Below are 22,031 nucleotides of genomic sequence, written 5' to 3'. Positions count from 1 at the left end.
TATTTTTTCGCTATAAACTTTATGCCAAACTATTGACCTTGTGCCTGCCATCCTAAACACTCGCCCCCCTAATGTCACATTGATATTTCGGTGTCGATCTGTCCCGCAGTGTGTGACGCAGTTCCAAAATTCAAATTTCAGACAAGCGGTCATTCCGGTTGTCATCATCCGATGCAGCGGCACGTTCTGCAGTGATTCAAGACAAGTAAATCCTGGAAACTCCAACCATGCGTTTGCACCTGCTCAAGGTTTTACCCTTCGCCCTTGCCGCCAGTTTTGTTCAGGCGCAGACACTTCCGGAGGCCATGCAACAGGCACTGGATGTCCATCCGGAAATCCAGGCAGGCGTTAACAGTCGATTGGCCGCGGATTATCAGTTAAAGGCAGCTAAAGGGGGATACCTCCCACGGGTCGATCTGCTGGGCGGTTATGGTCGCGAAGGCACTGATAACGTCACCACGCGCGCCGGCGCCACCAACAATCACTGGGAAAACCTGAATCGCAGCGAGTCGAGTGTGCGGTTGTCGCAAATGGTTTTTGACGGGTTTGCGACCTCTAGTGAAGTGGGGCGTCAACAAGCCACCGTTAATTCCCGCGCGTACTCCTTGCTGGGCACGTCCGAACGCACCGCGCTCACCGTCGCCCAGGTGTATCTCGACGTACTGACCCGCCGCGAATTCGTGCGCCTGGCGACTGACAACCTGAAGAGCCACGAACGGATTTTCGACCAGATCAAACTGCGCACTCAGCGCGGCGTGGGCAGCGGCGCCGACCTCGATCAGGCCGAAGCGCGCATGGCTCAGGCCCGCAACAACCTGATCACCGAACAGACGAACCTGGCTGACGCCGAGACCAACTTCCTCAGCGCCGTTGGCCAGATGCCCGATCAACTGGAGCGTCCTTCCGATTTCATGGTGTTGTTGCCGGCCAGCCTGAATGAAGCCCGGGCGCAGATGCTGGAAAACAGCCCGATCCTGCGTTCCGCCGAGTCGGACATCGCCGCTGCCGAGGAACAGTACGCGGCAGCCAAGTCGACCTTCTACCCGCGCTTCGATGCCGAATTGGGTCGCACCGCCGACAACGACATCGACGGCCAGAACGGTCACAGCAACGAATGGCAGGCCATGTTGCGCATGCGCTTCAATCTGTATGCCGGCGGAAGCAACAAGGCGGAACTGGAATCCAAGTCCTACCTGTCCACCCAGGCACTGGATATTCGCAACAATGCCTTGCGCGTGTTGAACGAAGAACTGGGCCTGGCCTGGAATGCCTTGAACAACGCCAATGCCCAAGTGCCGATCGCCCAGCAATATGTCGATCACAGCACCAGCGTGCGCACCGCGTACCAGAAGCAGTTCAGTCTGGGCGAGCGCACGTTGCTCGACCTGCTCGACAGTGAAAACGAGCTGTTCTCGGCTTCTCGTCGCCTGGCGGAGATCAAGAACATTCAGTTATTTACTCAGTACCGAATCAAGGCGACCATGGGCGAGTTGCTCAAGAGCCAGGGAGTGGTCGCACCGTTGGCATCCGTCGTGCAAAACGACGTGAAGCCCAAGGTTCAACTGCCCGGTATGAACTGAGCAGAACCTTCATTGTTCAATTGTTAGCCAAGAGTGCCGAGCGTGGAATCAGAAGTCAGTCGAGTTCAACTCATTCATGATCCACGCGCGCTGCACGACGATCCATTGCTGGACGGCTTGCTGGCTCTTTGCACCCTGCATCAAAAACCGGCCAGCGCCGCGATGTTGACCACCGGCCTGCCGTTGCCCAAGCAGCGCCTGAGTGTTGAATTGCTGCCCCGCGCGGCCGCTCGCGCCGGCCTGCAAGGGCGGGTGCTGGTCCGCAAACTGGAACAGATCCCGGCGATTGCCATGCCGGCGCTGTTGTTGCTCAAGGATGGTCGCAGTGCCGTCCTGCTCGGTTGGCAAGGTGACGATCAGGCGCGCCTGCTGCTCAGCGAAAGCGATGGCGGCGAAAGTGTCGTCAGCCGCGAACTGCTGGCCGATGACTACATCGGCAAAGTGTTCTTCGCTCAACCCCAGCACAAATTCGACGTCAATCACGGCACGCTGATCCCGCGTGCGCGCTCGTGGTTCCGCGACACCCTCAAGCGTTCGCGCTGGCTGTACGCCGACGCCATCGCCGCCAGTTTCCTGATCAACATCATTGCCATGGCCGCGCCGCTGTTCGTGATGAACGTCTATGACCGCGTCGTGCCGAACCAGGCCGAATCCACCCTGTGGGTGTTGGCCATCGGCATCACCGGGGCTTATCTTTTTGACCTGATCCTCAAGAGCCTGCGCAGCCTCTGCCTGGACCTGGCCGGGAAGAAAACCGACCTGATCATCTCGGCCACGTTGTTCGAGCGCATCGTCGGCATGGCCATGAAGTACCGCCCCGCCCGGGTCGGCAGCTTCGCCCAGAACATCCATGAGTTTCAGAGCCTGCGGGACTTTCTTGCTTCGCTGACCCTGACCAGCCTGATCGACCTGCCGTTTACGCTGTTGATCTTCATGGTCATCGCCATTCTTGGCGGGCATCTGGTGTGGATTCCGGTGCTGGCGTTCCCGATTGCCCTGCTGATCGGCTATGCCTTGCAGAAGCCACTGGTGGCGACCATGGAGCGGACCATGGCCCTGGGCGCCGAGCGTCAGTCGAGCCTGATCGAAACCCTCGCCGGCCTCGATGCAGTGAAGGTCAACAACGCCGAAAGCGAGCGCCAATATCAGTGGGAACAGACCATCGGCACCCTCAGCCGCCTCGAGTTGCGGGTGAAAATGCTCTCCGGTCTGGCGATGAACATCACCTTGCTGATCCAGCAACTGGCCGGGGTGATCATGATCGTCTTCGGCGTGTACCAGATCATCGACGGTCACCTGAGCATGGGCGGTTTGATTGCCTGCTACATGCTCAGCGGTCGCGCGCTCAGCCCGCTGGCGTCGTTGTCCGGCCTGCTGACGCGTTACCAGCAAGCGCGGGTGACCATGACCTCGGTCGATCAGATGATGGAGCTGCCGCAAGAGCGCAATTTCGAAGAGCGTCCACTGAGCCGCAAAGTGCTGCAAGGCGCCATCGAATGCCGGCAGATGAACTTCACCTACCCGAACCAACAGAACGCGGCGCTGAAGAACATCAACCTGATCATCAAGCCTGGCGAGAAGATCGGCATCATCGGGCGCAGCGGCTCGGGGAAAAGCTCTCTGGCCAAACTGCTCGTCGGCCTCTACCAGCCGGACGATGGCGCCCTGTTGGTGGATGGCGTCGATATCCGTCAGATCGACGTCAGCGAATTGCGCCACAACATTGGCTACGTGGCCCAGGACATCCAGCTGCTGGCCGGCACCCTGCGCGACAACCTCGTGTCGGGCGCGCGTTATGTCGAAGACGAAATGGTGCTGCAAGCTGCCGAACTGGCCGGCGTCCACGAATTCGCCCGCCTGCATCCGCAGGGTTATGAGCTGCAAGTCGGCGAGCGTGGGCAGAACCTGTCTGGCGGTCAGCGTCAGAACGTCGCCCTGGCCCGTGCGTTGTTGCTCAACCCGCCGATCCTGCTGCTCGATGAACCGACCAGCGCCATGGACAACACCGGCGAAGAACGCCTCAAGCAACGCCTCGCGGCGGTGGTTGAAAACAAAACCGTGGTGCTGGTGACGCACCGGGCTTCGCTGTTGTCGCTGGTGGATCGTCTGATCGTCATCGACCGCGGGCAGGTTCTCGCCGACGGCCCGAAAGCCGCGGTGATGGAAGCGTTGAAGAAGGGGCAGATCAGTGTTGCTTAAGTCGGGTTTCAAGAATTCGATCGGCCGTTATTTCAAAGGCTCCGATTCGCTGCATGGCCAGCCACTGCCCGAGGTCAACAAAGCGCTGATCGAAGACGCCCCACGGGTGGTGCGGCTGACCATCTGGGCGATCATCGGCTTCTTCGTGTTCCTGATGCTCTGGGCCAACTTCGCCGTGATCGACGAAGTCACCAAGGGTGACGGCAAGGCGATTCCCTCGTCCAAGATCCAGAAAATCCAGAACCTTGAGGGCGGCATCGTCTCCGAGTTGTTCGTGACCGAAGGGCAGATCGTCGAAGCCGGCGCGCCGCTGATTCGCCTGGACGACACGCGATTCGCCTCCAACGTCGGCGAAACCGAAGCCGATCGACGCTCGATGCTGTTGCGAGTAGAACGCTTGAGCGCGGAAGTCGACGACCGTCCGCTGAATTTTCCGGCTGACGTGCTCAAGGCCGTGCCCGGTCAGGCCGCCAGCGAGGAGTCGCTGTACATCAGCCGCCGCCAGCAGTTGCACGATGAAATTGGCGGTTTGGAGGAGCAGTTGATCCAGCGTCAGCAAGAGCTGCGCGAGTTCACTTCCAAGCAGTCGCAGTACCGTAGCGGTCTCGCGTTGCAGCGTCAGGAAATCAACATGTCCGAGCCGTTGGTGGCCCAGGGCGCGGTATCGCCGGTTGAAGTGTTGCGACTCAAGCGTGCCGAGGTTGAAACCCGCGGGCAACTGGACGCGACCACCCTGGCCATTCCTCGCGCCCAATCGGCGATCAAGGAAGTGCAGCGCAAGATCGACGAGACTCGCGGCAAATTCCGCAGTGAAGCACTGACTCAACTCAATGAAGCACGCACTGATCTGAACAAGGCCCAAGCCACCGGCAAAGCCCTGGAGGACCGGGTCAGCCGGACGCTGGTCACCTCGCCGGTGCGCGGCATCGTCAACAAGTTGCTGGTGAATACCATTGGCGGCGTGATCCAGCCGGGCAGCGACCTGGTGGAAATCGTGCCGCTGGACGACACCTTGCTGGTGGAAGCGAAAGTTCGCCCGCAAGACATCGCCTTCCTGCATCCGGGGCAGGAAGCGACGGTGAAGTTCACGGCGTATGACTACACCATTTATGGTGGGCTCAAAGCCAAGCTTGAGCAGATCGGTGCTGACACCATTACCGATGAAGACAAGAAAACCACTTACTACATCATCAAACTGCGCACTGATCGCAGTCACCTGGGGACGGATGAAAAGCCGTTGTTGATCATCCCGGGGATGGTGGCTTCGGTGGATATCATCACGGGCAAGAAGACCATTCTCAGCTACCTGCTCAAGCCGATCATTCGCGCCCGCGCCGAAGCGCTGCACGAGCGGTAGATCTCGAGCGCGACTGAAGGCCTCTTCGCGAGCAGGCTCGCTCCCACATGGGTTCTGTGTCGGTCACAAAACCCATGTGGGAGCGAGCCTGCTCGCGAAGGCGGCCTTGAGACCGGCAAAAATCAAAAGCCATATCTTTATTCTCTAACGGTATTTAAATTTCAGTTCTTATATCTATAAAGTCACTCTCCTGCGTACCTGCCGACCAATCGGCGCGCCGCACGACACGAACCAACACGGGACCTCCGTGAGTTTCTTGATCGACGCGCGCGCCCTTGAGCGTGCCGTGCGTGGGAGTGATTTATGTCTGCAGCAACGGTTTCCCCAAGCGCCGCGAACATCGCGCCGCAAACCTTCGACATCCGCCCGTTCAGCGGCGCTGTCGGTGCCGAAATCATCGGCCTCGACCTGTCCCACCCGATCAATGATCAGGACTTCGCCCGCATCCACCGCGCGCACCTGGATCATCACGTCGTGGTGTTCCGCGACCAGCGCATTACCCCCGAGCAACACATTGCCTTCAGCCGCCGTTTCGGTGTGTTGCAGATCCACGTGCTCAAGCAATTCCTGCTGGCCGGGCATCCGGAAATTCTCATCGTTTCCAACATCATCGAAAACGGCCAGTCCATCGGCCTCGGCGATGCCGGAAAATTCTGGCATTCCGACCTTTCCTATAAAGAACTGCCAAGCCTGGGCTCGATGCTGCACGCCCAGGAGCTGCCGTCCGAGGGCGGCGACACGCTGTTCGCCGACATGCACAAAGCCTGGGACAACCTGCCCGAAGCGCTGCGCAAAGCCGTCGAAGGTCGCTCGGCCGCGCACTCCTACACGGCGCGTTACAGCGAGACCAAATTCGAAGGCAACTGGCGCCCGACGCTGACGCCCGAGCAACTGGCTCAGGTCGCCGAAGTGGTTCATCCAATCGTCCGCACGCACCCGGAAAACGGTCGCAAGGCATTGTTCGTCAGTGAGGGTTTCACCACCCGCATCGTTGGTTTGCCGGAAGACGAGAGCAAGCAACTGCTCGACGAGCTCTACGCCCACAGCGTGCTGCCGCAAAACATCTACCGCCATCAATGGCAGGCCCACGACCTGGTGTTCTGGGACAACCGTTCGCTGATTCATCTCGCCGCCGGATGCCCGAGCTACCTGCGCCGCAAGTTGTATCGCACCACCATCCAGGGCGACGCGCCTTTCTGATTTGTCGGAGAAACTCTCATGTCCAAACGTCTTCCCTTTGCACCGCTGGCCGCGGCCATCGGCCTGGGTTTCAGCCTGATCGCCGGCAGCCTGGTGGCGCCGACCGTGGCCCACGCTGAAGGTGAAATCCGCATCGCCGAGCAGTTCGGCATTGTTTACCTGTTGCTCAATGTGGTGCGCGATCAAAACCTGATCGAGAAGTACGGCAAGCAGGAAGGCATCGACATCAAGGTCGACTGGACCCAGCTCTCCGGTGGTGCCGCGGTCAACGATGCGTTGCTCTCCGGTTCCATCGACATTGCAGGCGCCGGCGTCGGTCCGCTGCTGACCATCTGGGACCGCACCCACGGCAAGCAGAACGTCAAAGCCGTCGCCTCCCTCGGCAACTTCCCGTACTACCTGGTGAGCAACAATCCCAAGGTTAAAACCATCGCCGACTTCACCGAGAAGGACCGCATCGCGGTGCCGGCGGTCGGCGTGTCGGTGCAGTCGCGCATCCTGCAATACGCGGCCGCCAAGCAGTGGGGCGACAAGGAATTCAATCGCCTCGACAAATACACCATCGCCGTTCCGCACCCCGACGCCACGGCGGCGCTGATTGCCGGCGGCACCGAGTTGACCGGGCACTTTTCCAACCCGCCATTCCAGGATCAAGAGCTGGCCAACCCTAACGTCCACGTTGTGCTGAATTCCAATGACGTGCTCGGCCCGAACTCGCCGACAGTACTGTTCGCTACCGAGAAATTCCGCGACGAGAACCCGAAAACTTATAAGGCGTTCGTCCAGGCGCTGACTGAGGCGGCCGAGTTTGCCCAGAACGATAAAGGCGCGGCGGCGGACACGTACATCCGTGTCACCAAGGCCAAAATCGACCGTGCCGCGCTGCTGAAAATCATCGATAACCCGCAGTTCGAATTCAGCGTCACACCGAAAAATACTTACCCGCTGGCCGAGTTCCTCTACCGCGTCGGCGCGATCAAAAACAAACCGGATTCGTGGAAGGACTACTTCTTCCAGGACGCCAAACCGCTGCAAGGGAGCTGACCGAGATGAACGCCCCTTTGCAAGGCCACACGGTCAGCAAACCGATCGCGGCAGCCCAAGCGCTGCTGTCGGTCGACAACGTCAGTCTCGAATACCGCACGCCACAGCGTGTGGTTCGTGCGACCCATCAGGTCAGTTTTGAAATCGATCCGGCAGACCGCTTTGTGCTGCTCGGTCCGTCCGGTTGCGGCAAATCAACGTTGCTCAAGGCGGTCGCCGGGTTCATCCAGCCGTGTGAAGGGGAAATCCGTCTTCAGGGGCAAACCGTTCATGCCCCTGGGCCGGACCGGATCGTGGTGTTCCAGGAATTCGATCAACTGCCACCGTGGAAAACCGTCAAACAGAACGTGATGTTTCCGCTGCTTGCCTCGAAAACCCTCAAACGCAAAGAGGCCGAGGAGCGAGCGCTGCACTACCTGGACAAGGTCGGTCTGGCGGCGTTTGCCGACGCTTACCCGCATACCTTGTCCGGCGGCATGAAAGCGCGGGTGGCGATTGCTCGGGCGCTGGCGATGCAGCCGAAAATCCTCTTGATGGACGAACCCTTCGCCGCCCTCGATGCGCTGACCCGTCGCAAGATGCAGGAAGAATTGCTGCTGCTCTGGGAAGAAGTGCGCTTCACGCTGCTGTTCGTCACGCACTCCATCGAAGAAGCGCTGGTGGTGGGCAATCGAATCCTGCTGCTGTCGCCGCATCCGGGGCGGGTGCGGGCGGAAGTCCACAGCCATCAATACGACTTGCACAGCCTCGGCGGCGTGGCCTTTCAGGAGTCGGCGCGGCGCATTCATCGGTTGTTGTTCGATGAAGGTCAGTCCCTGCAAACCGAGCGTGAGCTGGATTTCTCCGACATCCGCATCGCTTATTGAGCCATTGAGAGGAGTGCCCGATGAGCCTTTTATCATCCCCGCGTGAAGAATTTGAAACAGTGTTGCAGCCACTGACGAGTGTGCCGCTGGAGCGTGAATTGCCGCTCGGGCAGCGCCTGTGGCAACAAGGCTGGTTACGCAAAAGCCTGATCCTGATGTTGCTCGCGGTCCTGTGGGAGGTGGTTGCCCGTGTTCAGGACAACGACCTGCTGCTGCCGAGTTTTCTGCAAACCGGGAGCGCGCTGTATGGCGGCTTGCTCAGTGGCGAGTTGCTGGGCAAAGTCTGGATTTCGCTGGTGGTGTTGCTCAAGGGTTACCTGATCGGCATCGTCCTGGCGTTTGCCCTGACCACGCTGGCGGTGTCGACACAGTTCGGTCGCGACCTATTGAGTACGTTGACCTCGATGTTCAACCCGCTGCCGGCGATTGCGTTGTTGCCGTTGGCGCTGCTGTGGTTTGGCCTGGGGCAGAACAGCCTTATTTTTGTGTTGGTGCATTCGGTGCTCTGGGCCTTGGCGCTGAATACCTATGCCGGGTTTCTTGGCGTTTCGGAAACCCTGCGCATGGCCGGACGCAATTACGGCCTCAAAGGCATGCGCTTCGTGCTGTTCATCCTGATCCCGGCAGCGCTGCCATCGATTCTCGCCGGACTGAAAATCGGCTGGGCCTTCGCCTGGCGCACGCTGATCGCCGCCGAACTGGTGTTCGGTGCCACCAGCGGCAAGGGCGGCTTGGGCTGGTACATCTTCCAGAACCGCAATGAGCTGTACACCGACAAGGTGTTTGCCGGGTTGGCGGTGGTGATCCTGATCGGCTTGCTGGTGGAAAACCTGGTGTTCAGCACGTTGGAGCGGGTCACGGTGAAGCGTTGGGGGATGCAGCGGTAAAGTTCTATGGTGTCTGGTCTGGCCCCTTCGCGAGCAGGCTCGCTCCCACAGGTTTTGTGTCGAAAACAAAATCTGTATCCGCTCAAGATCCACTGTGGGAGCGAGCCTGCTCGCGAAGGGGCCAGGCCAGTCAACACCCAACCAAGGGATGTTTGCTAGCATTGCGTCTGCATCAATCCAGATCAGACACGAGTGCTCAGTATGCAACTCCCGGACATGAACTTGTTGGTCGCCCTCGATGCGTTGCTCGACGAGGGCAGTGTGGTGGGGGCCGCACGGCGGATGAACCTCAGCCCGGCGGCGATGAGCCGGACGCTGACGCGCATTCGCGAGGCCATCGGCGATCCGATCCTGGTGCGCGCCGGTCGTGGCCTGGTGCCGACGCCCAAGGCGCTGGCGTTGCGCGAGCAGGTGCGTGACGTGGTGGAACAGGCCGCGCTGTTGTTTCGCTCGGCCGATGCGGTGGAGCTGGGCACGTTGCGCCGTCGGTTCAGTATTCGCGCCAATGACTTTTTCGTCGGCGTTTACGGCGGAAAGCTGTTCGACACTCTGGATCGTCAGGCGCCGCACTGCGAACTGCGTTTTGTGCCGGAAGGCGATGGCGATGACGAAGCGCTGCGCGAAGGGCGGATCGACCTGAGCATCAGCAATACCCGGCCGTTGACCCCGGAAGTGAAGATTCAGAATCTGTTCTCTACTCATTTTGTCGGCCTGGTTCGCGAAGACCATCCGCTGTTCGACGAGGAGATCACGGCCGAACGTTTCGCCGGGTTTTCCCATATCAGCATGTCCCGTCGCGGCATCGCCCGTGGCCCGATCGATACCGCGCTCAACGCCTTGGGGCTGGAACGGCGGGTGGCGGTGATTGCGCCGAGTTTCCATGCGGCGATGTTTGCCTTGCCTGATTCCGATTTGATTCTGCCGGTACCCAAGGAGGCATTGCTGAGCGTCCAGCGCCTGGGTCTGAAGCTGCGGTCCTTCACGCTGCCGATTCCCTTGCCCACCCTGATGCTGACCCAGGCCTGGCACCCGCGCTTCGACAAAGACCCGGCCCATCGCTGGCTGCGCGAAACCCTAAAAGCCTGTTGCGACGCGACGTGGCTGGCCGCACAACCCGCGTGAAATTGAACGCTGTCCCCCCTGTGGGAGCGAGCCTGCTCGCGAAGGGGCCATCACTTTCAACATCACGTTGACTGACACACCACATTCGCGAGCAGGCTCGCTCCCACAGGGTTCTGTATTGCTGCGTCTGGCGCACTTATAAGCTGCCAATAAGTCAATTTTCGTAAGGTCCCGCGCTTCTTAAAATGCTTCGGTATTCAAACCCCGGAGCTTGCAGTACATGACTTCCCTCACGGTCACGGCGCCTCTCGCCGCGGCCAGCCCGGCTGCCGTTACGCCACCGGCCTTTGGTCCACGGATCATCATCGGCCTGGTGGGCGTGTTATTGGCGGTGCTGGTGTCGGGCCTGAACGAAATGGTGACCAAGGTTGCCCTGGCCGACATCCGCGGCGCGTTGGCCATCGGCTACGACGAAGGCACTTGGCTGGTTGCCAGTTACACCGCGACTTCGGTGGCGGCCATGGCTTTCGCGCCGTGGTGCGCGGTGACGTTCTCGCTGCGGCGGTTCACCCTCTGCGCCATCAGCGCATTCACCCTGTTGGGTGTGTTGTGCCCGTTCGCTCCAAACTATGAAAGCCTGCTGGTCATGCGCACCTTGCAAGGCCTGGCGGGCGGTGCGTTGCCGCCGATGCTGATGACCGTGGCGCTGCGCTTTTTGCCGGCCAACGTGAAGCTTTATGGTCTGGCCGGTTATGCCCTGACCGCTACGTTCGGCCCGGGGCTCGGCACCCCACTGGCCGGGTTGTGGACCGAACACGTCGGATGGCAATGGACCTTCTGGCAAATCATCGCACCGTGCCTGATCGCCATGGTCGCGGTGGCGTATGGCTTGCCCCAGGACCCGTTGCGCCTGGAGCGCTTCAAACAATTCAACTGGCGCGGCGTGCTGCTGGGTTTTCCGGCGATCTGCATGCTGGTGATCGGTATTTTGCAAGGCAATCGGCTGGACTGGTTCGAGTCGAGCCTGATCTGCGGATTGCTCGGCGGTGGGTTGCTGCTGTTGGTGCTGTTCCTGATCAACGAATGGTCGCAACCAATGCCGTTTTTCAAGCTGCAGATGCTCGGCATCCGCAACCTGTCGTTCGCCTTGCTGACCCTGGCCGGAGTGCTGGTGGTGCTGCTGGCGGTGATCATCATTCCGTCCAGCTACCTGGCGCAGGTGCAGGGTTATCGCCCGGTTCAGACCGCGCCGATCATGTTGCTGGCGGCGTTGCCGCAGTTGATCGCGCTGCCGTTGGTGGCGGCACTGTGCAACCTGCGCTGGGTCGATTGCCGTTGGGTGCTGGGGATCGGCCTGAGCATGCTGACGCTGTCCTGCATCGGTGGGTCGCAGCTGACGTCGGTGTGGATACGCGACGACTTCTACGTGCTGCAACTGCTGCAAATCTTCGGTCAGCCGATGGCGGTGCTGCCGCTGTTGATGCTTTCCACCGGCAGCATCAGCCCGATGGAAGGGCCCTTCGCTTCAGCCTGGTTCAACACCGTAAAAGGCCTGGCGGCGGTGATCGCCACCGGTGTGCTGGAGGCGTTGACCACCTCAAGGCTGCATTTCCACTCGGTGATGCTGGTGGACAACCTCGGCAACTCACCCCTGGTCGACACCGACAGCGCGGGCCTTGCCCACCGGCTGCATGAGCAGGCCGTGGTGCTGACGGCATCGGATCTTTATCTGTGCATGGCCGGCGTCGCACTGGCGCTGATCCTGCTGATTTTCTGGCTGCCGACGCGGATCTATCCGCCGCGCGCGCCGACTTGAATGCTTCGCTGAAACAGAAGGTTTTTATGACGACTCAATCAAAGCAAAAAGTGGCTGTTGGCGTCGCCGTGGTGGTGGCGCTCGGTGTGCTGGTGTATTGGCTGGCGCCCGGCCTGTTCGGCAAGCGCACGCAACAGAACACCAATGACGCCTTTGTCTCGGCGGACTTCACGCTGGTGGTGCCGCGCGTGGCCGGGTTCATCAAGGAAGTGCTGGTGGAGGACAACCAGCAGGTCAAGGCCGGGCAGCTGCTGGCGTTGATTGATGACCGGGATTTGCGTGCCGCCGCCCAAGCGGCAGACGCTGAAACCCTGGTGGCCAGGGCGCAACTGCAAAATGCCCGTGCGACCCTTGAACGCCAGGCTTCGGTGATCGCTCAAGCCCAGGCCACGGTCGTGTCGGCCAAGGCTGAAATGGCCTTCGCCGAGCATGAATTGAACCGCTACAACCATCTCGCCGGAGTGGGCGCGGGCACGGTGCAGAACGCCCAACAAGCGCGTACTCGCATCGATCAGGCCACCGCGCGGCTGGCTAACGTGACGGCGGTGCTGGCGGCGGAACGCAAACAGGTGGAGATCCTCACCGCCCAGCGTGACGCGGCGGAAGGTGGGCTGAAACGGGCGCAAGCGGCGCTGGAAATGGCCAGCTACGAGCTGTCCTACACACGCATCGTTGCACCTCAGGACGGTATGGTCGGCGAGCGCGCCGTTCGGGTCGGCGCCTATGTCACGCCGGGGAGCAAAATCCTCGCGGTGGTGCCGCTTGCGCAGGCCTATGTGGTCGCCAATTTTCAGGAGACTCAACTGACCGACGTGCAGCCGGGGCAGGACGTGCAAGTGCGTGTCGACAGCCTCGGCGGTGAGGCCCTGAGCGGTCGAGTCGAGAGCATCGCACCGGCCACGGGTGTGACGTTCGCCTCGGTCAAGCCGGACAACGCCACCGGCAACTTCACCAAGGTGGTGCAGCGGATTCCGGTGAAAATCGTCCTTGATCCGGGTCAGGCATTGGCCGAACGGTTGCGAGTGGGGATGTCAGTTGAGGCGAGTATTGATACGGCAAGTGCCGGACACACTTCGCGCGAGGTCACTCAGCGATGAAGATCTTGGTCGACTGTTCTGACTCCTTCGCGAGCAGGCTCGCTCCCACATTGAATCGGTTCAATGCACACAATCTCTGTACAAAAGGAGATCCCCTGTGGGAGCGAGCCTGCTCGCGAAGAGGCCGGCTGCCTCAACTCACCCTTTGTGCCTTGCTCGTTATGGGCCTTTCAGCCTGCACCGTCGGCCCGGACTTTCAAAAGCCTCAGGCACAGCCAATCGCCGAGTGGTCGACACCGTCCAGGTCTGCCGCCAGCCAAGCCGTCGCCGAGACCATGGACGAACGCTGGTGGGAAGTTTTCCACGACCCGAAACTTTCAGCCCTGACTCAGCGAGCCCTGACCGACAACCTCGACCTGAAACTCGCCAGCAGCCGCTTGCAGCAAAGCCGCGCTGTGCGTCAGGTGATCACCGCCGACCGTTACCCAAATACCGCCGCCACTGGCAGCTACGGGCGTAAACGCAACAGCGGCGAAGGCTTGAACGATCCGTCGGGACACAACGGCGACTCGGCGTACAACCTGTGGGACGCAGGCTTCTCCGCGTCCTGGGAACTGGATTTCTGGGGTCGTGTGCGTCGCGAAACCGAAGCCGCCGACGCCACCCTGGAAGTCGCGGAAAACGACCGGCGCGGTGTGCTGCTGTCGGTGCTCGCCGAGACCGCTCAGGACTACATTCAGCTGCGCGGTGTGCAAAGTACGCGAGCCGTCACCGAGGAGAACCTCGACGTCGCCCGCCACAGCCTGAAACTCTCGCAGCTGCGCCTGGCCGACGGTGTCGCCACCGACCTGGATGTCGCCGAAGCCGCCGCCCAGGTAGCGGCCATCGAATCGCGTCTGCCCGCGCTGGAGCAGCGTCAGTCGCAACTGATCAACGCCTTGAGCCTGTTGATGGGCGAGCCGCCGCAAGCGCTGTCTGCCGAGTTATCCACAGACGCCCCGGTGCCGCAAACCCCGCGTCAGGTTGCTATCGGTCTGCCGTCGCAACTGGCCGAACGCCGCCCGGACATCCGCCAGGCCGAAGCCCGCCTGCATGCCGCGACCGCGAGCATCGGTGTGGCCAAGGGTGATTTCTATCCGCGGATCACCCTGTCGGGCAACATCGGATCGCAAGCCATGCAGCTCAGCGATTTCGGCTCCTGGGGCTCGCGTTCCTTCGGTATCGGCCCGCAATTCAGCCTGCCGCTGTTTGACGGCGGTCGCCTGCGCGGCGTACTGCACTTGCGCGAAGCCCAACAACAGGAAGCCGCCATCGCCTACCAGCAAACCGTGCTGCGCGCCTGGCATGAAATCGACGATCAACTGACGGCCTACAACGCCAGCCAACTGCGTCGCGACAGCCTTGCCGAAGCCGTCCGCCAAAACCAGATCGCCCTGCGAACCGCGCAACAGCAATATGTGGAAGGGGTAGTGGATTTCGTTAACGTGCTGACGGTGCAAGGTGCGTTGTTGGCGACTCAGGAGCAGTTTGTGGAGAGTACGACCGGGGTGTCGCTGGCGATGGTCGGGTTGTACAAGGCGTTGGGTGGGGGGTGGGAGTCGGTGTATCCGCTGCAGGAGTCGGCGCAGCGTTGACTTGCTTGTATGAATCAAAACAGCTTTTCCAACGTACTGGGAACCAGCCGTCTGACTCGTAGGATCGGTCCTGATTTTTTTGTGTGGGATTTGGCCTCCCAAAACGGGCATTACTATTTCGCCCAATATGACTACCAAGCCTGATCACTTCATGACTCCAGACCCTTATGCCCCACCGATTGCAGACTGCGTTTTGGGTAACGACACGCTGTCCGCCTTCTACGTCGTGTCTAAACGCAAGCTCGCGATCTTGTTTATCGCGACCTCCGGTTTGTACACCCTGTACTGGTCGTATCGAAACTGGAAACTTTACCGGTCAGCTACTGCAACAAAGGTCATGCCGCTTGCGCGCGCAGCTATGGGGGTTTGGTTTGTCTATGCACTGTTCAGGAGGGTTGATCGTCGCATGTATGCCATGGGGCATCGATACAAGTGGTATCCGCGGTTTCTGGCGCTCGCCTTCATTCTGTTCAGTGCCTTGCAATCCACACGCATCTGGCTTCTGGATTTGCACCTCAGCCTAGTGATGCTGACAACCCTTATGGCCCTTCAAGTCAGTTGCCTGTTGCGCGTACAGGCTGCGGTCAATCATTTGGCGGGTGATAGTGCTGGCCGACAAAATTCGACACTCAGCCCGATGAACTGGTTGTGGATAGTGTTGGGGCTGTGCTGGTGGGGCATTTTGTTTGCAGTAGTTTTAACGGGAATTGCGGGGAGTGATCCGGTCGCTGCTTGACGCCCCTCCACCCTGTCATAGACTCCGCTCATCCCTCAGGTTAGTTGTCTGGCGCGAGACGCGGGTGGCCCGGGTATTCCGGGCAGACCTTTGTGATCAGCCGATTCCTTTCATCTCCGTGGCTAAGTCACGCAATGCCAGAGCGTAGACCCGGATCCGCATGGCCGCCGAATGTCGTTGGTCGCAAAGCCAGCATCGACGACGGCGCTGTCGCTGTCCTACAGTGGTTGCAAGCATCAAGGTTTTTTACCGGCAGTCTGAGGGGAGGCAATGGAGGCACGTAGAGAAACACCGCTTGATGGCACCCAAGGCCCCCACGCGTCACCCGGCACCTGGGCGAGTGTTCAACGCTTGCTTCGATGGGTGCGCGAGCATTGGCTGCTGCCGATCCTGGCATTGGCCACGCTGGTGCGTTTTTATGACCTGACCGCGGCGGCGGTCTGGGGCGATGAAGGTTCCAGTCTGCTGCTGAGCCAGTATTCGCTGGCCGAGATCTGGACGCATGCCGCCCATGATGTGCATCCGCCGCTGTATTTCATGCTGCTGCATGGCTGGATCGAGCTGTTCGGCAATGGCATTTTTTCGATTCGAAGCCTGAGCGCGCTACCGGGGATTGCAACTGTTGCGCTGGGCGTCTGGTTGGTGGACCTGCTCGCCACTCGCCGCGCCGCGTTGTTGGCTGGCGTCCTGTTGGCGCTGCTGCCTACCGCCGTGCGTTACAGCCAGGAAGTACGTATGTATTCGTTGCTGGGGTTGTGGCTGATCGGTGCCACGATTGCCCTGGTTTACTGGATCAAACACCCCGAGCGTGTGCGCTATCTGGTGATTTACGCACTGCTGATGAGCTTGGCGTTCTACACCCATTACTTCACCGCCCTGTGCGTGCTGTGTCACTGGCTGTATCTGGGGCTGATCCGTGTACAGCCTGGTTATCGCTTGCGGCATATCCAGCAGCCCGGCTGGTGGTGGGCGAACGTGGCGATTGTGTTGGTTTACTTGCCGTGGGTGCCCAGCCTGATCGATCTGATGCAGCACATGGACCAGCTCAAAGCCAATGGTGATGTGGGATGGGAGACACCGGTCACGTTCGCCTCGTTGCCTTCGATGATCTTGTCGTTCCTGATCCAGGACGATGGCGAGAACCTGCCCACATGGATTTTCATCACGTTGCCTTTGGCGTCGCTGGCCTTGGTGTGGGTGGCGCTGGCGCGGGATCGCAGTGTCATTCGTGGCAGTGCATTAGTGGTGATCTACACGGTTTTGCCATTGTTGCTGGTGTTTTCGGTGTCGTTTATCTCGCCGGTGTTCATCGAGCGTTACCTCACCACGTATGCCCTCGGCCTGCCGATGATTGCCGCGCTGGCCATTGATCGCCTGTACGCGGTCTTCCGGGTGCTGGCCGTGACGGTGCTGGTGTTGTTTATCGGCGTCGAACTGGTGGGCCTGAACAACAACGCCACGGTCGATACCAACGATCAAATCAGCGTCATGGTCGACTACGTGAACCAGCATTTCGTTGCCGGTGACCAGATCGTCACCAGCGACATGCTCTGGTACCTCAGTTACGTCTATTACAACCGCACCGACGCCAAACCGCTGCTGTACACCCCGCCGTCGGCCAAGGGTGTTTCGAGTCGGCCGAATGCCTATGGTTTTGGCACGCTGGTGTCCCAGGATATTTACCTCGACAGCCTCGGCGATTTGCCCAAAGGCACCGGCCGGGTGTGGTTGATCGGCACCGTCGATATGCCGAACGAATTCGCGCCGTTACCCGCAGGCTGGCAGAACGTTGGCGTAACGCAGGCGGGAGGCGCCAACGCGCGCTTGTTCGTGTTGCATTGAGTTTGTAACCGGAGCCTTCGCGAGCAGGTTAGCTCGCGATGGCGGCGGTCAATGCACCACAAATCTACCCGGCTAAACCTTGACCCGAGCCTGCATGATCTCCGATGCCTCCCAATGATCCAGCGCTCGCTCTACAAGCAACTGCACACCATCGGCCATGCGGCTGAGCGCCAGGGCTACCGAGCGCCGTGTCCCGTCCACTTCGTCTGCCAGATTGGCAGCGATGGCGCTGATGGACAGCAGGTCTTCGGCGGCGTTGGCCAGAAGGGTTTCAGTGTTGACCTCGGGGGCGACGGTGAAGAGGTTGCCTTTGCGGTGCCTGGGCGGCTTTTCGGTGGTCGGGGGGAAGTAGTGGGCGAAGGCGCGTTCGGCGGCTTCTTTGAGTTTTTCGGTTTCGAGGAGATCTTCGGACGGGGTGCCAGAGTTGTCTGGCGGATTTGGCGTTACCTTGAACATATAAAACTCCCTAAACAGTAAATTGGAACCGCCACCGTTCGTTTGCACGCGAATAGGGTGGCGGCCGTGCGCAGGTGTGCAAGACCGGGACTGTTTAGGACACCCAGCAGATCCGAGGATCTCCTGCGCGCAGCCGCCATAAAGCAGTGAGCCATGGCAATTGCGACCTAAACAGTTTCGTCGGACTTGCACGTCCGTGTCACCGTTTTTTCAGTGACAAGGCCAGACTAGACCTGGGTTCGGACCGGAACAAGTTCACCAACACCGCTACAACTTGAAGGAAATCTCCGATGGGATGACCGGACGTTGGTGTCTGTAGGAAAGGTCAGGGCTTGGACGACAAATCCGCCATCCCCTTGAGCAACTCAATCGGCAACGGAAAGACAATCGTCGAACTCTTGTCCCCGGCAATCGAACTCAGCGTCTGCATATACCGCAGCTGCATGGCCCCAGGCTGGCGCCCGAGCATTTCGGCGGCCTGCATGAGTTTTTCCGAGGCCTGCAATTCGCCTTCGGCGTGAATCACCTTGGCCCGGCGTTCCCGTTCGGCTTCGGCCTGTTTGGCGATGGCGCGGATCATCGATTCGTTGAGGTCCACGTGCTTGATCTCGACGTTGGCGACCTTGATGCCCCAGGCGTCGGTCTGGGCGTCGAGCACTTGCTGGATGTCGATGTTCAACCGCTCCCGTTCGGCCAGCAGTTCATCGAGTTCGTGTTTACCGAGCACTGCCCGCAACGTGGTCTGAGCCAATTGGCTGGTGGCCATGAGAAAGTCTTCAACCTGAATAATCGCTTTCTGCGGATCGAGGACGCGGAAATACAGCACCGCGTTGACCTTGACCGAGACGTTGTCGCGGGTGATCACGTCTTGTGGCGGCACGTCGAGGACCACGGTGCGCAAATCGACGCGAACCATTTGCTGCACCACCGGAATCAGCAGGATCAGGCCAGGGCCTTTGACCTGCCAGAAGCGCCCGAGCTGGAAGACCACCCCGCGCTCGTATTCGCGCAGGATGCGGAAGGTCGACCCCGCCAGTGCAATCACCAGTAAGAGCAGCGCGGCAAAACCCAGTTGCAGGCCCATGGTTATTCTCCACCCGGCGCCGCGTCAGCCGCGGCCACTTGCAGCAATAATCCCTTGCGTGCCACCACCCGGACCTGTTGCCCGGGTCGCAGTGGCGTGGCGCTGAGTACTTGCCACTGTTCTCCCTGCAGGTGCACCCAGCCGTTACAGGCGTTGCCGGCTTGTAACGACATCACCGGGGTCACGCTGCCAATGAGTTCGGCATCACCACTGACGTTGTGGCGCGGTCGGGTTTTCAGGGCACGGATCAGCAGGAAAATCAGCAGCAGGGCACTGACAAGTCCCAGGCCGATCATCAACGGAACCGGCACCTCGGTGTTGGTCAGAATCACCGCACCGATCACGAACATCACAATGCCGCCCAGACCGATCACGCCGTAATTGGGCAAGGCCGCCTCGGCGATCAGAAACGCGATGCCGAACGTGATCAGCCAGATCCCGACGGGGTTGGGCATCAGCAGGACGACGGTGTCCGCCGCGAAAACCGATCCGCTCAAGGCCAACAGCAACGCAACTGCACAACAACGAGTGTTCACGTGACCCTCCAGGAGAGTCATTGATGGTTCTTTATACAGTCTAGCTGAGCCCTGGGTTGTACGAATTTTGATCAGTTGTTGACCGTGTTCCGGCGGGCAGATTTCCCGCGCGATTGCGCCAGCGGGCCTAGACTTTTTAGTGGAGAGAAAAAGTTTAACCATCGTCCGCGAACAGTTGTTGCGGACACCGAGGTGCATCATGCGTATGGCAAGAACAGTGCAGGACAGCCTGAATAAGGCTCACTGCGAATTTGACGTCGTCACCCATCCGCACTCGGCCAGCAGCCTTGAAACGGCGCGGGTCGCAGGCATTCCTGCCGAACGGGTGGCCAAATCGGTGATCCTCGACGACCACCACGGCCATTACCTGATGGCTGTGCTGCCAGCGAGCCGTCACCTGGACCTGAGCAAAGTACGTGGCAGCAGCGAATGGCAGATCACCCGGGAAAGCACCCTGGCGCATCTGTTCCAGGATTGCGAACGCGGCGCCGTGCCTGCGTTGGGCGAATCCTATGGCATGGACATGGTCATCGACCCACTACTGACCCGGCAGAAAGACATTTACCTGGAGGCTGGTAACCACAACAACCTGGTACACATGAGCGTGCCGGAATATCTGAAAATGGTGCCGCATGCTGAAGTGTGCGAGTTGAGTCAGTAGTTTTGCGGCGTCAGTTACATCGCCATCGCGAGCAGGCTCGCTCCCATAGTTGAGTGAGCGCGATTCTATGTGGGAGCGAGCCTGCTCGCGATTGACTGCGCAGCAGTCACCCAATCATTTGCCATGAAAAAGGAGCCCACCATGGAATCCCCAACCCACAGCCTCCCCTCCCTGTTCAAACAACTCGGCCTGCCTGATGACGCCGAAAGCATCGATAAATTCATCGCCACCCATTCACCGCTCAAACCTGAATTGCATTTGGCTGATGCGTTTTTCTGGAGCGAGAGCCAGGCGGAGCTTCTGCGTGACGAAATTCTGGATGACGCCGATTGGGCGGAGGTGGTGGATCAGTTGGATGTGCTGCTGCGGAAGGGGCGGGGGGTGTAAAAAAATCTGAGTGAAAATGGCGATATGTAAAAAAAACTGGTGAGTGGTAAAAAAATCTGGGCTTTAATCGCCCAAGTGAATTTTTTCTGTGGACGCTCACCATGCCTGTTGTTGGATACGCCTACCTGCGTGATGCGCTGAGCCTTAAGGCTTTCGCACCCAAACGCGCTGCGATGATCAAGCCAGTCACTCGTATCACATTGATTGGTGATTGCTTGGCCGTTCCCCAGTCAGTCGCACCTGCTCAGGGTTCGATGCTTGAGCATATTCTCTTTGCCCTCAAGCACGAAGGCGTCAACCTCTGCATCCTTGCCCAGGCGCTTGAAGCTGTTTCTGCTGAGCAACTGCTGGATGATTTGGCCAAATCCCCGAATGGCGTGTTCATCCGCAAAGCCTGCTTCTTGTGGGAGAGCTTCACCGGGCAACAACTTGAGTATTCGATGCCGGTTCGGGGCAGTGTTGTTCCACTATTTGATCCCAAACGCTATGTAACCGGCCCAGCCCTGCGCAATAGTCGCTGGCGCGTCGATTTTAACGGCTTGGGTTCTATGCGCAACTGCGCCACCGTAGAACGAACGCCTGAACTCGAAGCCTTGCTCAGTCTCGACATTCTCGGCCGAGCTAAAGCCTTTATGGCGACATTGCCGCCCGAAATGATGGACCGCGCCACCAACTGGGCTTACCTGCACGAAACCCGTGATTCCTTCGCCATCGAGAAAGAAGAACCCAGCGAAGAAAAATCTCGCCGCTTTGTTCAACTGCTGCGCCAGGCCCATGAAGGGCGCGAGTTGAGTGAAGACTATCTGGTCGAATTGCAGAACAGCACGGTTTCCAATCCTTTCGACAAAGCTGTCCTGTTTCGCCACGAACAGAATCATCTGCATAACGGTTTGCGTGGCGCCGCTGGCGTCAGCTATGTCCCGCCTGCACCGGACCTGTGTCGTGAACTGATGGACGAGTTGATGAACTTCGCCAATCAGTCTTCAAGGCAAGTCGACCCACTGGTGGCGGCGGCTGTGACCGCTTTCGGATTTGTCTTCCTTCATCCGTTCATGGATGGCAATGGTCGACTTTCACGTTTCTTGATTCATCAGACCCTTTGCCATTCCGGAGCCTTGGAAAATGGCTTGCTGCTGCCCGTGTCCGTGGCTATGAAACACGAAGAGGCGAATTACCTGGAAGCGCTGAAGGACTTCTCAAAACCTGCTCGTGATTTTTGGAATGTCACTTGGCTGGACGCTGATCAGATGGTTTTCGAGTTCATCGGCCACCCATCCATTTATCGCTACTGGGACGCCACCCGCTGCGTCGAATTCACATTGCAGATGGCGCGACGCGCGCTGGAAATCGAACTGCGTGAGGAAACCGAGTTTCTGGACCGTTACGACCGTGTAGTCAAAGCGGTAAATCAGCGTTTCGATGTGCGGGGCAGTGACCTGTCGAAGCTGGTGATGATGTGCCTGGACAACGACGGCAAGGTCTCGAAGCACCGACGCAAGCAGTTTCAGTACAGCGTGCCGGAGGAGGTTTTAGATTTTATTGAGGGAGAAGCGGGAAGATTGTTGAGTGATGTCTAAGGGGGCAAGCATTCGTCTGATAATTGAATTGTTTCAAAACTTGACCAACTTTCCCCTCCAATGCCATATT

The 22,031-nt window shown here is 59.5% G+C and carries 19 protein-coding genes; 16 read left to right on the top strand and 3 right to left on the bottom strand.

The annotated features are described in order from the left end of the window. The first annotated feature begins 227 nt into the window (after positions 1–227). The 13 genes from JFU47_RS16535 to JFU47_RS16475 all read left to right on the top strand — a co-directional run bounded on the left by JFU47_RS16535 (position 228) and on the right by JFU47_RS16475 (position 17,260). Positions 228–1,580, top strand: a complete 1,353-nt coding sequence (locus JFU47_RS16535) for a TolC family outer membrane protein (RefSeq protein WP_201184388.1) — start codon at positions 228–230, stop codon at positions 1,578–1,580. 42 nt (positions 1,581–1,622) lie between these two features. After that, positions 1,623–3,779 (top strand): type I secretion system permease/ATPase, encoded by a 2,157-nt coding sequence (locus tag JFU47_RS16530; RefSeq protein WP_201184385.1) that lies wholly within the window; start codon positions 1,623–1,625, stop codon positions 3,777–3,779. Next, complete coding sequence (locus tag JFU47_RS16525) at positions 3,769–5,136, top strand: HlyD family type I secretion periplasmic adaptor subunit (RefSeq protein WP_201184382.1); 1,368 nt, start codon at positions 3,769–3,771, stop codon at positions 5,134–5,136. Before JFU47_RS16530 ends, JFU47_RS16525 begins: the two co-directional genes overlap by 11 nt. Positions 5,137–5,439: 303 nt before the next feature. After that, positions 5,440–6,336 (top strand): TauD/TfdA dioxygenase family protein, encoded by an 897-nt coding sequence (locus JFU47_RS16520; protein WP_201184379.1) that lies wholly within the window; start codon positions 5,440–5,442, stop codon positions 6,334–6,336. An 18-nt stretch (positions 6,337–6,354) separates the two neighbouring features. Then, complete coding sequence (locus JFU47_RS16515; RefSeq protein ID WP_046047244.1) at positions 6,355–7,380, top strand: ABC transporter substrate-binding protein; 1,026 nt, start codon at positions 6,355–6,357, stop codon at positions 7,378–7,380. Positions 7,381–7,385: 5 nt separating this feature from the next. After that, complete coding sequence (locus tag JFU47_RS16510; RefSeq protein ID WP_201184376.1) at positions 7,386–8,246, top strand: ABC transporter ATP-binding protein; 861 nt, start codon at positions 7,386–7,388, stop codon at positions 8,244–8,246. A gap of 20 nt (positions 8,247–8,266) precedes the next feature. After that, complete coding sequence (locus tag JFU47_RS16505) at positions 8,267–9,133, top strand: ABC transporter permease (RefSeq protein WP_201184374.1); 867 nt, start codon at positions 8,267–8,269, stop codon at positions 9,131–9,133. Positions 9,134–9,334: 201 nt separating this feature from the next. Beyond that, positions 9,335–10,255 carry a LysR family transcriptional regulator gene (locus tag JFU47_RS16500; protein WP_201184371.1) on the top strand — a complete coding sequence of 307 codons (921 nt, stop codon included), beginning with the start codon at positions 9,335–9,337 and terminating at the stop codon, positions 10,253–10,255. 220 nt (positions 10,256–10,475) lie between these two features. Next, complete coding sequence (locus tag JFU47_RS16495) at positions 10,476–12,011, top strand: MFS transporter (RefSeq protein WP_201184368.1); 1,536 nt, start codon at positions 10,476–10,478, stop codon at positions 12,009–12,011. A gap of 26 nt (positions 12,012–12,037) precedes the next feature. Beyond that, positions 12,038–13,108, top strand: a complete 1,071-nt coding sequence (locus tag JFU47_RS16490; protein ID WP_201184365.1) for an HlyD family secretion protein — start codon at positions 12,038–12,040, stop codon at positions 13,106–13,108. Then, positions 13,105–14,682, top strand: coding sequence for an efflux transporter outer membrane subunit (locus JFU47_RS16485; RefSeq protein WP_201184362.1), 1,578 nt, complete (start codon positions 13,105–13,107; stop codon positions 14,680–14,682). Before JFU47_RS16490 ends, JFU47_RS16485 begins: the two co-directional genes overlap by 4 nt. Before the next feature lie 151 nt (positions 14,683–14,833). Further along, positions 14,834–15,418 carry a hypothetical protein gene (locus JFU47_RS16480; protein WP_201184359.1) on the top strand — a complete coding sequence of 195 codons (585 nt, stop codon included), beginning with the start codon at positions 14,834–14,836 and terminating at the stop codon, positions 15,416–15,418. Between the two features lie 270 nt (positions 15,419–15,688). Beyond that, positions 15,689–17,260, top strand: a complete 1,572-nt coding sequence (locus tag JFU47_RS16475) for a glycosyltransferase family 39 protein (RefSeq protein ID WP_201184356.1) — start codon at positions 15,689–15,691, stop codon at positions 17,258–17,260. A 72-nt stretch (positions 17,261–17,332) separates the two neighbouring features. Here JFU47_RS16475 and JFU47_RS16470 read toward each other — a convergent pair whose 3' ends face one another. The 3 genes from JFU47_RS16470 to JFU47_RS16460 form a co-directional block, all read right to left on the bottom strand. Further along, entirely contained in the window at positions 17,333–17,716 is a 384-nt protein-coding gene (locus tag JFU47_RS16470; RefSeq protein ID WP_201184354.1) for a DUF6124 family protein, read from the bottom strand. Positions 17,717–18,041: 325 nt separating this feature from the next. Continuing rightward, the gene (locus JFU47_RS16465) at positions 18,042–18,800 is read right to left on the bottom strand and encodes a slipin family protein (RefSeq protein WP_129439535.1); all 759 of its coding nucleotides are present in this window, start codon (positions 18,798–18,800) and stop codon (positions 18,042–18,044) included. A 2-nt stretch (positions 18,801–18,802) separates the two neighbouring features. Further along, positions 18,803–19,336 (bottom strand): NfeD family protein, encoded by a 534-nt coding sequence (locus JFU47_RS16460; protein WP_201184351.1) that lies wholly within the window; start codon positions 19,334–19,336, stop codon positions 18,803–18,805. A gap of 199 nt (positions 19,337–19,535) precedes the next feature. On the opposite strand from JFU47_RS16460, the gene JFU47_RS16455 reads away from it, so the two are divergent. The 3 genes from JFU47_RS16455 (at position 19,536) to JFU47_RS16445 (ending at position 21,961) form a co-directional block, all read left to right on the top strand. Continuing rightward, complete coding sequence (locus JFU47_RS16455) at positions 19,536–19,997, top strand: aminoacyl-tRNA deacylase (RefSeq protein WP_201184349.1); 462 nt, start codon at positions 19,536–19,538, stop codon at positions 19,995–19,997. Positions 19,998–20,138: 141 nt separating this feature from the next. Continuing rightward, positions 20,139–20,384, top strand: a complete 246-nt coding sequence (locus JFU47_RS16450) for a DUF2789 domain-containing protein (protein ID WP_140680347.1) — start codon at positions 20,139–20,141, stop codon at positions 20,382–20,384. A gap of 101 nt (positions 20,385–20,485) precedes the next feature. After that, the gene (locus tag JFU47_RS16445) at positions 20,486–21,961 is read left to right on the top strand and encodes a Fic family protein (protein ID WP_201184345.1); all 1,476 of its coding nucleotides are present in this window, start codon (positions 20,486–20,488) and stop codon (positions 21,959–21,961) included. The last annotated feature ends 70 nt before the right edge of the window (positions 21,962–22,031 follow it).

Source organism: Pseudomonas sp. TH39(2020) (assembly GCF_016650715.1).
Lineage (GTDB): Bacteria > Pseudomonadota > Gammaproteobacteria > Pseudomonadales > Pseudomonadaceae > Aquipseudomonas > Aquipseudomonas mandelii_C.
This window is presented reverse-complemented; position numbering and strand designations above follow the sequence as displayed.

Coding starts and splice junctions, on each gene's coding strand:
- JFU47_RS16500 (WP_201184371.1), top strand. CDS start 9,335: ATGCAACTCCCGGACATGAACTTGTTGGTCGCCCTCGATGCGTTGCTC.
- JFU47_RS16510 (WP_201184376.1), top strand. CDS start 7,386: ATGAACGCCCCTTTGCAAGGCCACACGGTCAGCAAACCGATCGCGGCA.
- JFU47_RS16470 (WP_201184354.1), bottom strand. CDS start 17,716: ATGTTCAAGGTAACGCCAAATCCGCCAGACAACTCTGGCACCCCGTCC.
- JFU47_RS16450 (WP_140680347.1), top strand. CDS start 20,139: ATGGAATCCCCAACCCACAGCCTCCCCTCCCTGTTCAAACAACTCGGC.
- JFU47_RS16485 (WP_201184362.1), top strand. CDS start 13,105: ATGAAGATCTTGGTCGACTGTTCTGACTCCTTCGCGAGCAGGCTCGCT.
- JFU47_RS16505 (WP_201184374.1), top strand. CDS start 8,267: ATGAGCCTTTTATCATCCCCGCGTGAAGAATTTGAAACAGTGTTGCAG.
- JFU47_RS16520 (WP_201184379.1), top strand. CDS start 5,440: ATGTCTGCAGCAACGGTTTCCCCAAGCGCCGCGAACATCGCGCCGCAA.
- JFU47_RS16515 (WP_046047244.1), top strand. CDS start 6,355: ATGTCCAAACGTCTTCCCTTTGCACCGCTGGCCGCGGCCATCGGCCTG.
- JFU47_RS16445 (WP_201184345.1), top strand. CDS start 20,486: ATGCCTGTTGTTGGATACGCCTACCTGCGTGATGCGCTGAGCCTTAAG.
- JFU47_RS16475 (WP_201184356.1), top strand. CDS start 15,689: ATGGAGGCACGTAGAGAAACACCGCTTGATGGCACCCAAGGCCCCCAC.
- JFU47_RS16535 (WP_201184388.1), top strand. CDS start 228: ATGCGTTTGCACCTGCTCAAGGTTTTACCCTTCGCCCTTGCCGCCAGT.
- JFU47_RS16465 (WP_129439535.1), bottom strand. CDS start 18,800: ATGGGCCTGCAACTGGGTTTTGCCGCGCTGCTCTTACTGGTGATTGCA.
- JFU47_RS16490 (WP_201184365.1), top strand. CDS start 12,038: ATGACGACTCAATCAAAGCAAAAAGTGGCTGTTGGCGTCGCCGTGGTG.
- JFU47_RS16480 (WP_201184359.1), top strand. CDS start 14,834: ATGACTCCAGACCCTTATGCCCCACCGATTGCAGACTGCGTTTTGGGT.
- JFU47_RS16455 (WP_201184349.1), top strand. CDS start 19,536: ATGCGTATGGCAAGAACAGTGCAGGACAGCCTGAATAAGGCTCACTGC.
- JFU47_RS16495 (WP_201184368.1), top strand. CDS start 10,476: ATGACTTCCCTCACGGTCACGGCGCCTCTCGCCGCGGCCAGCCCGGCT.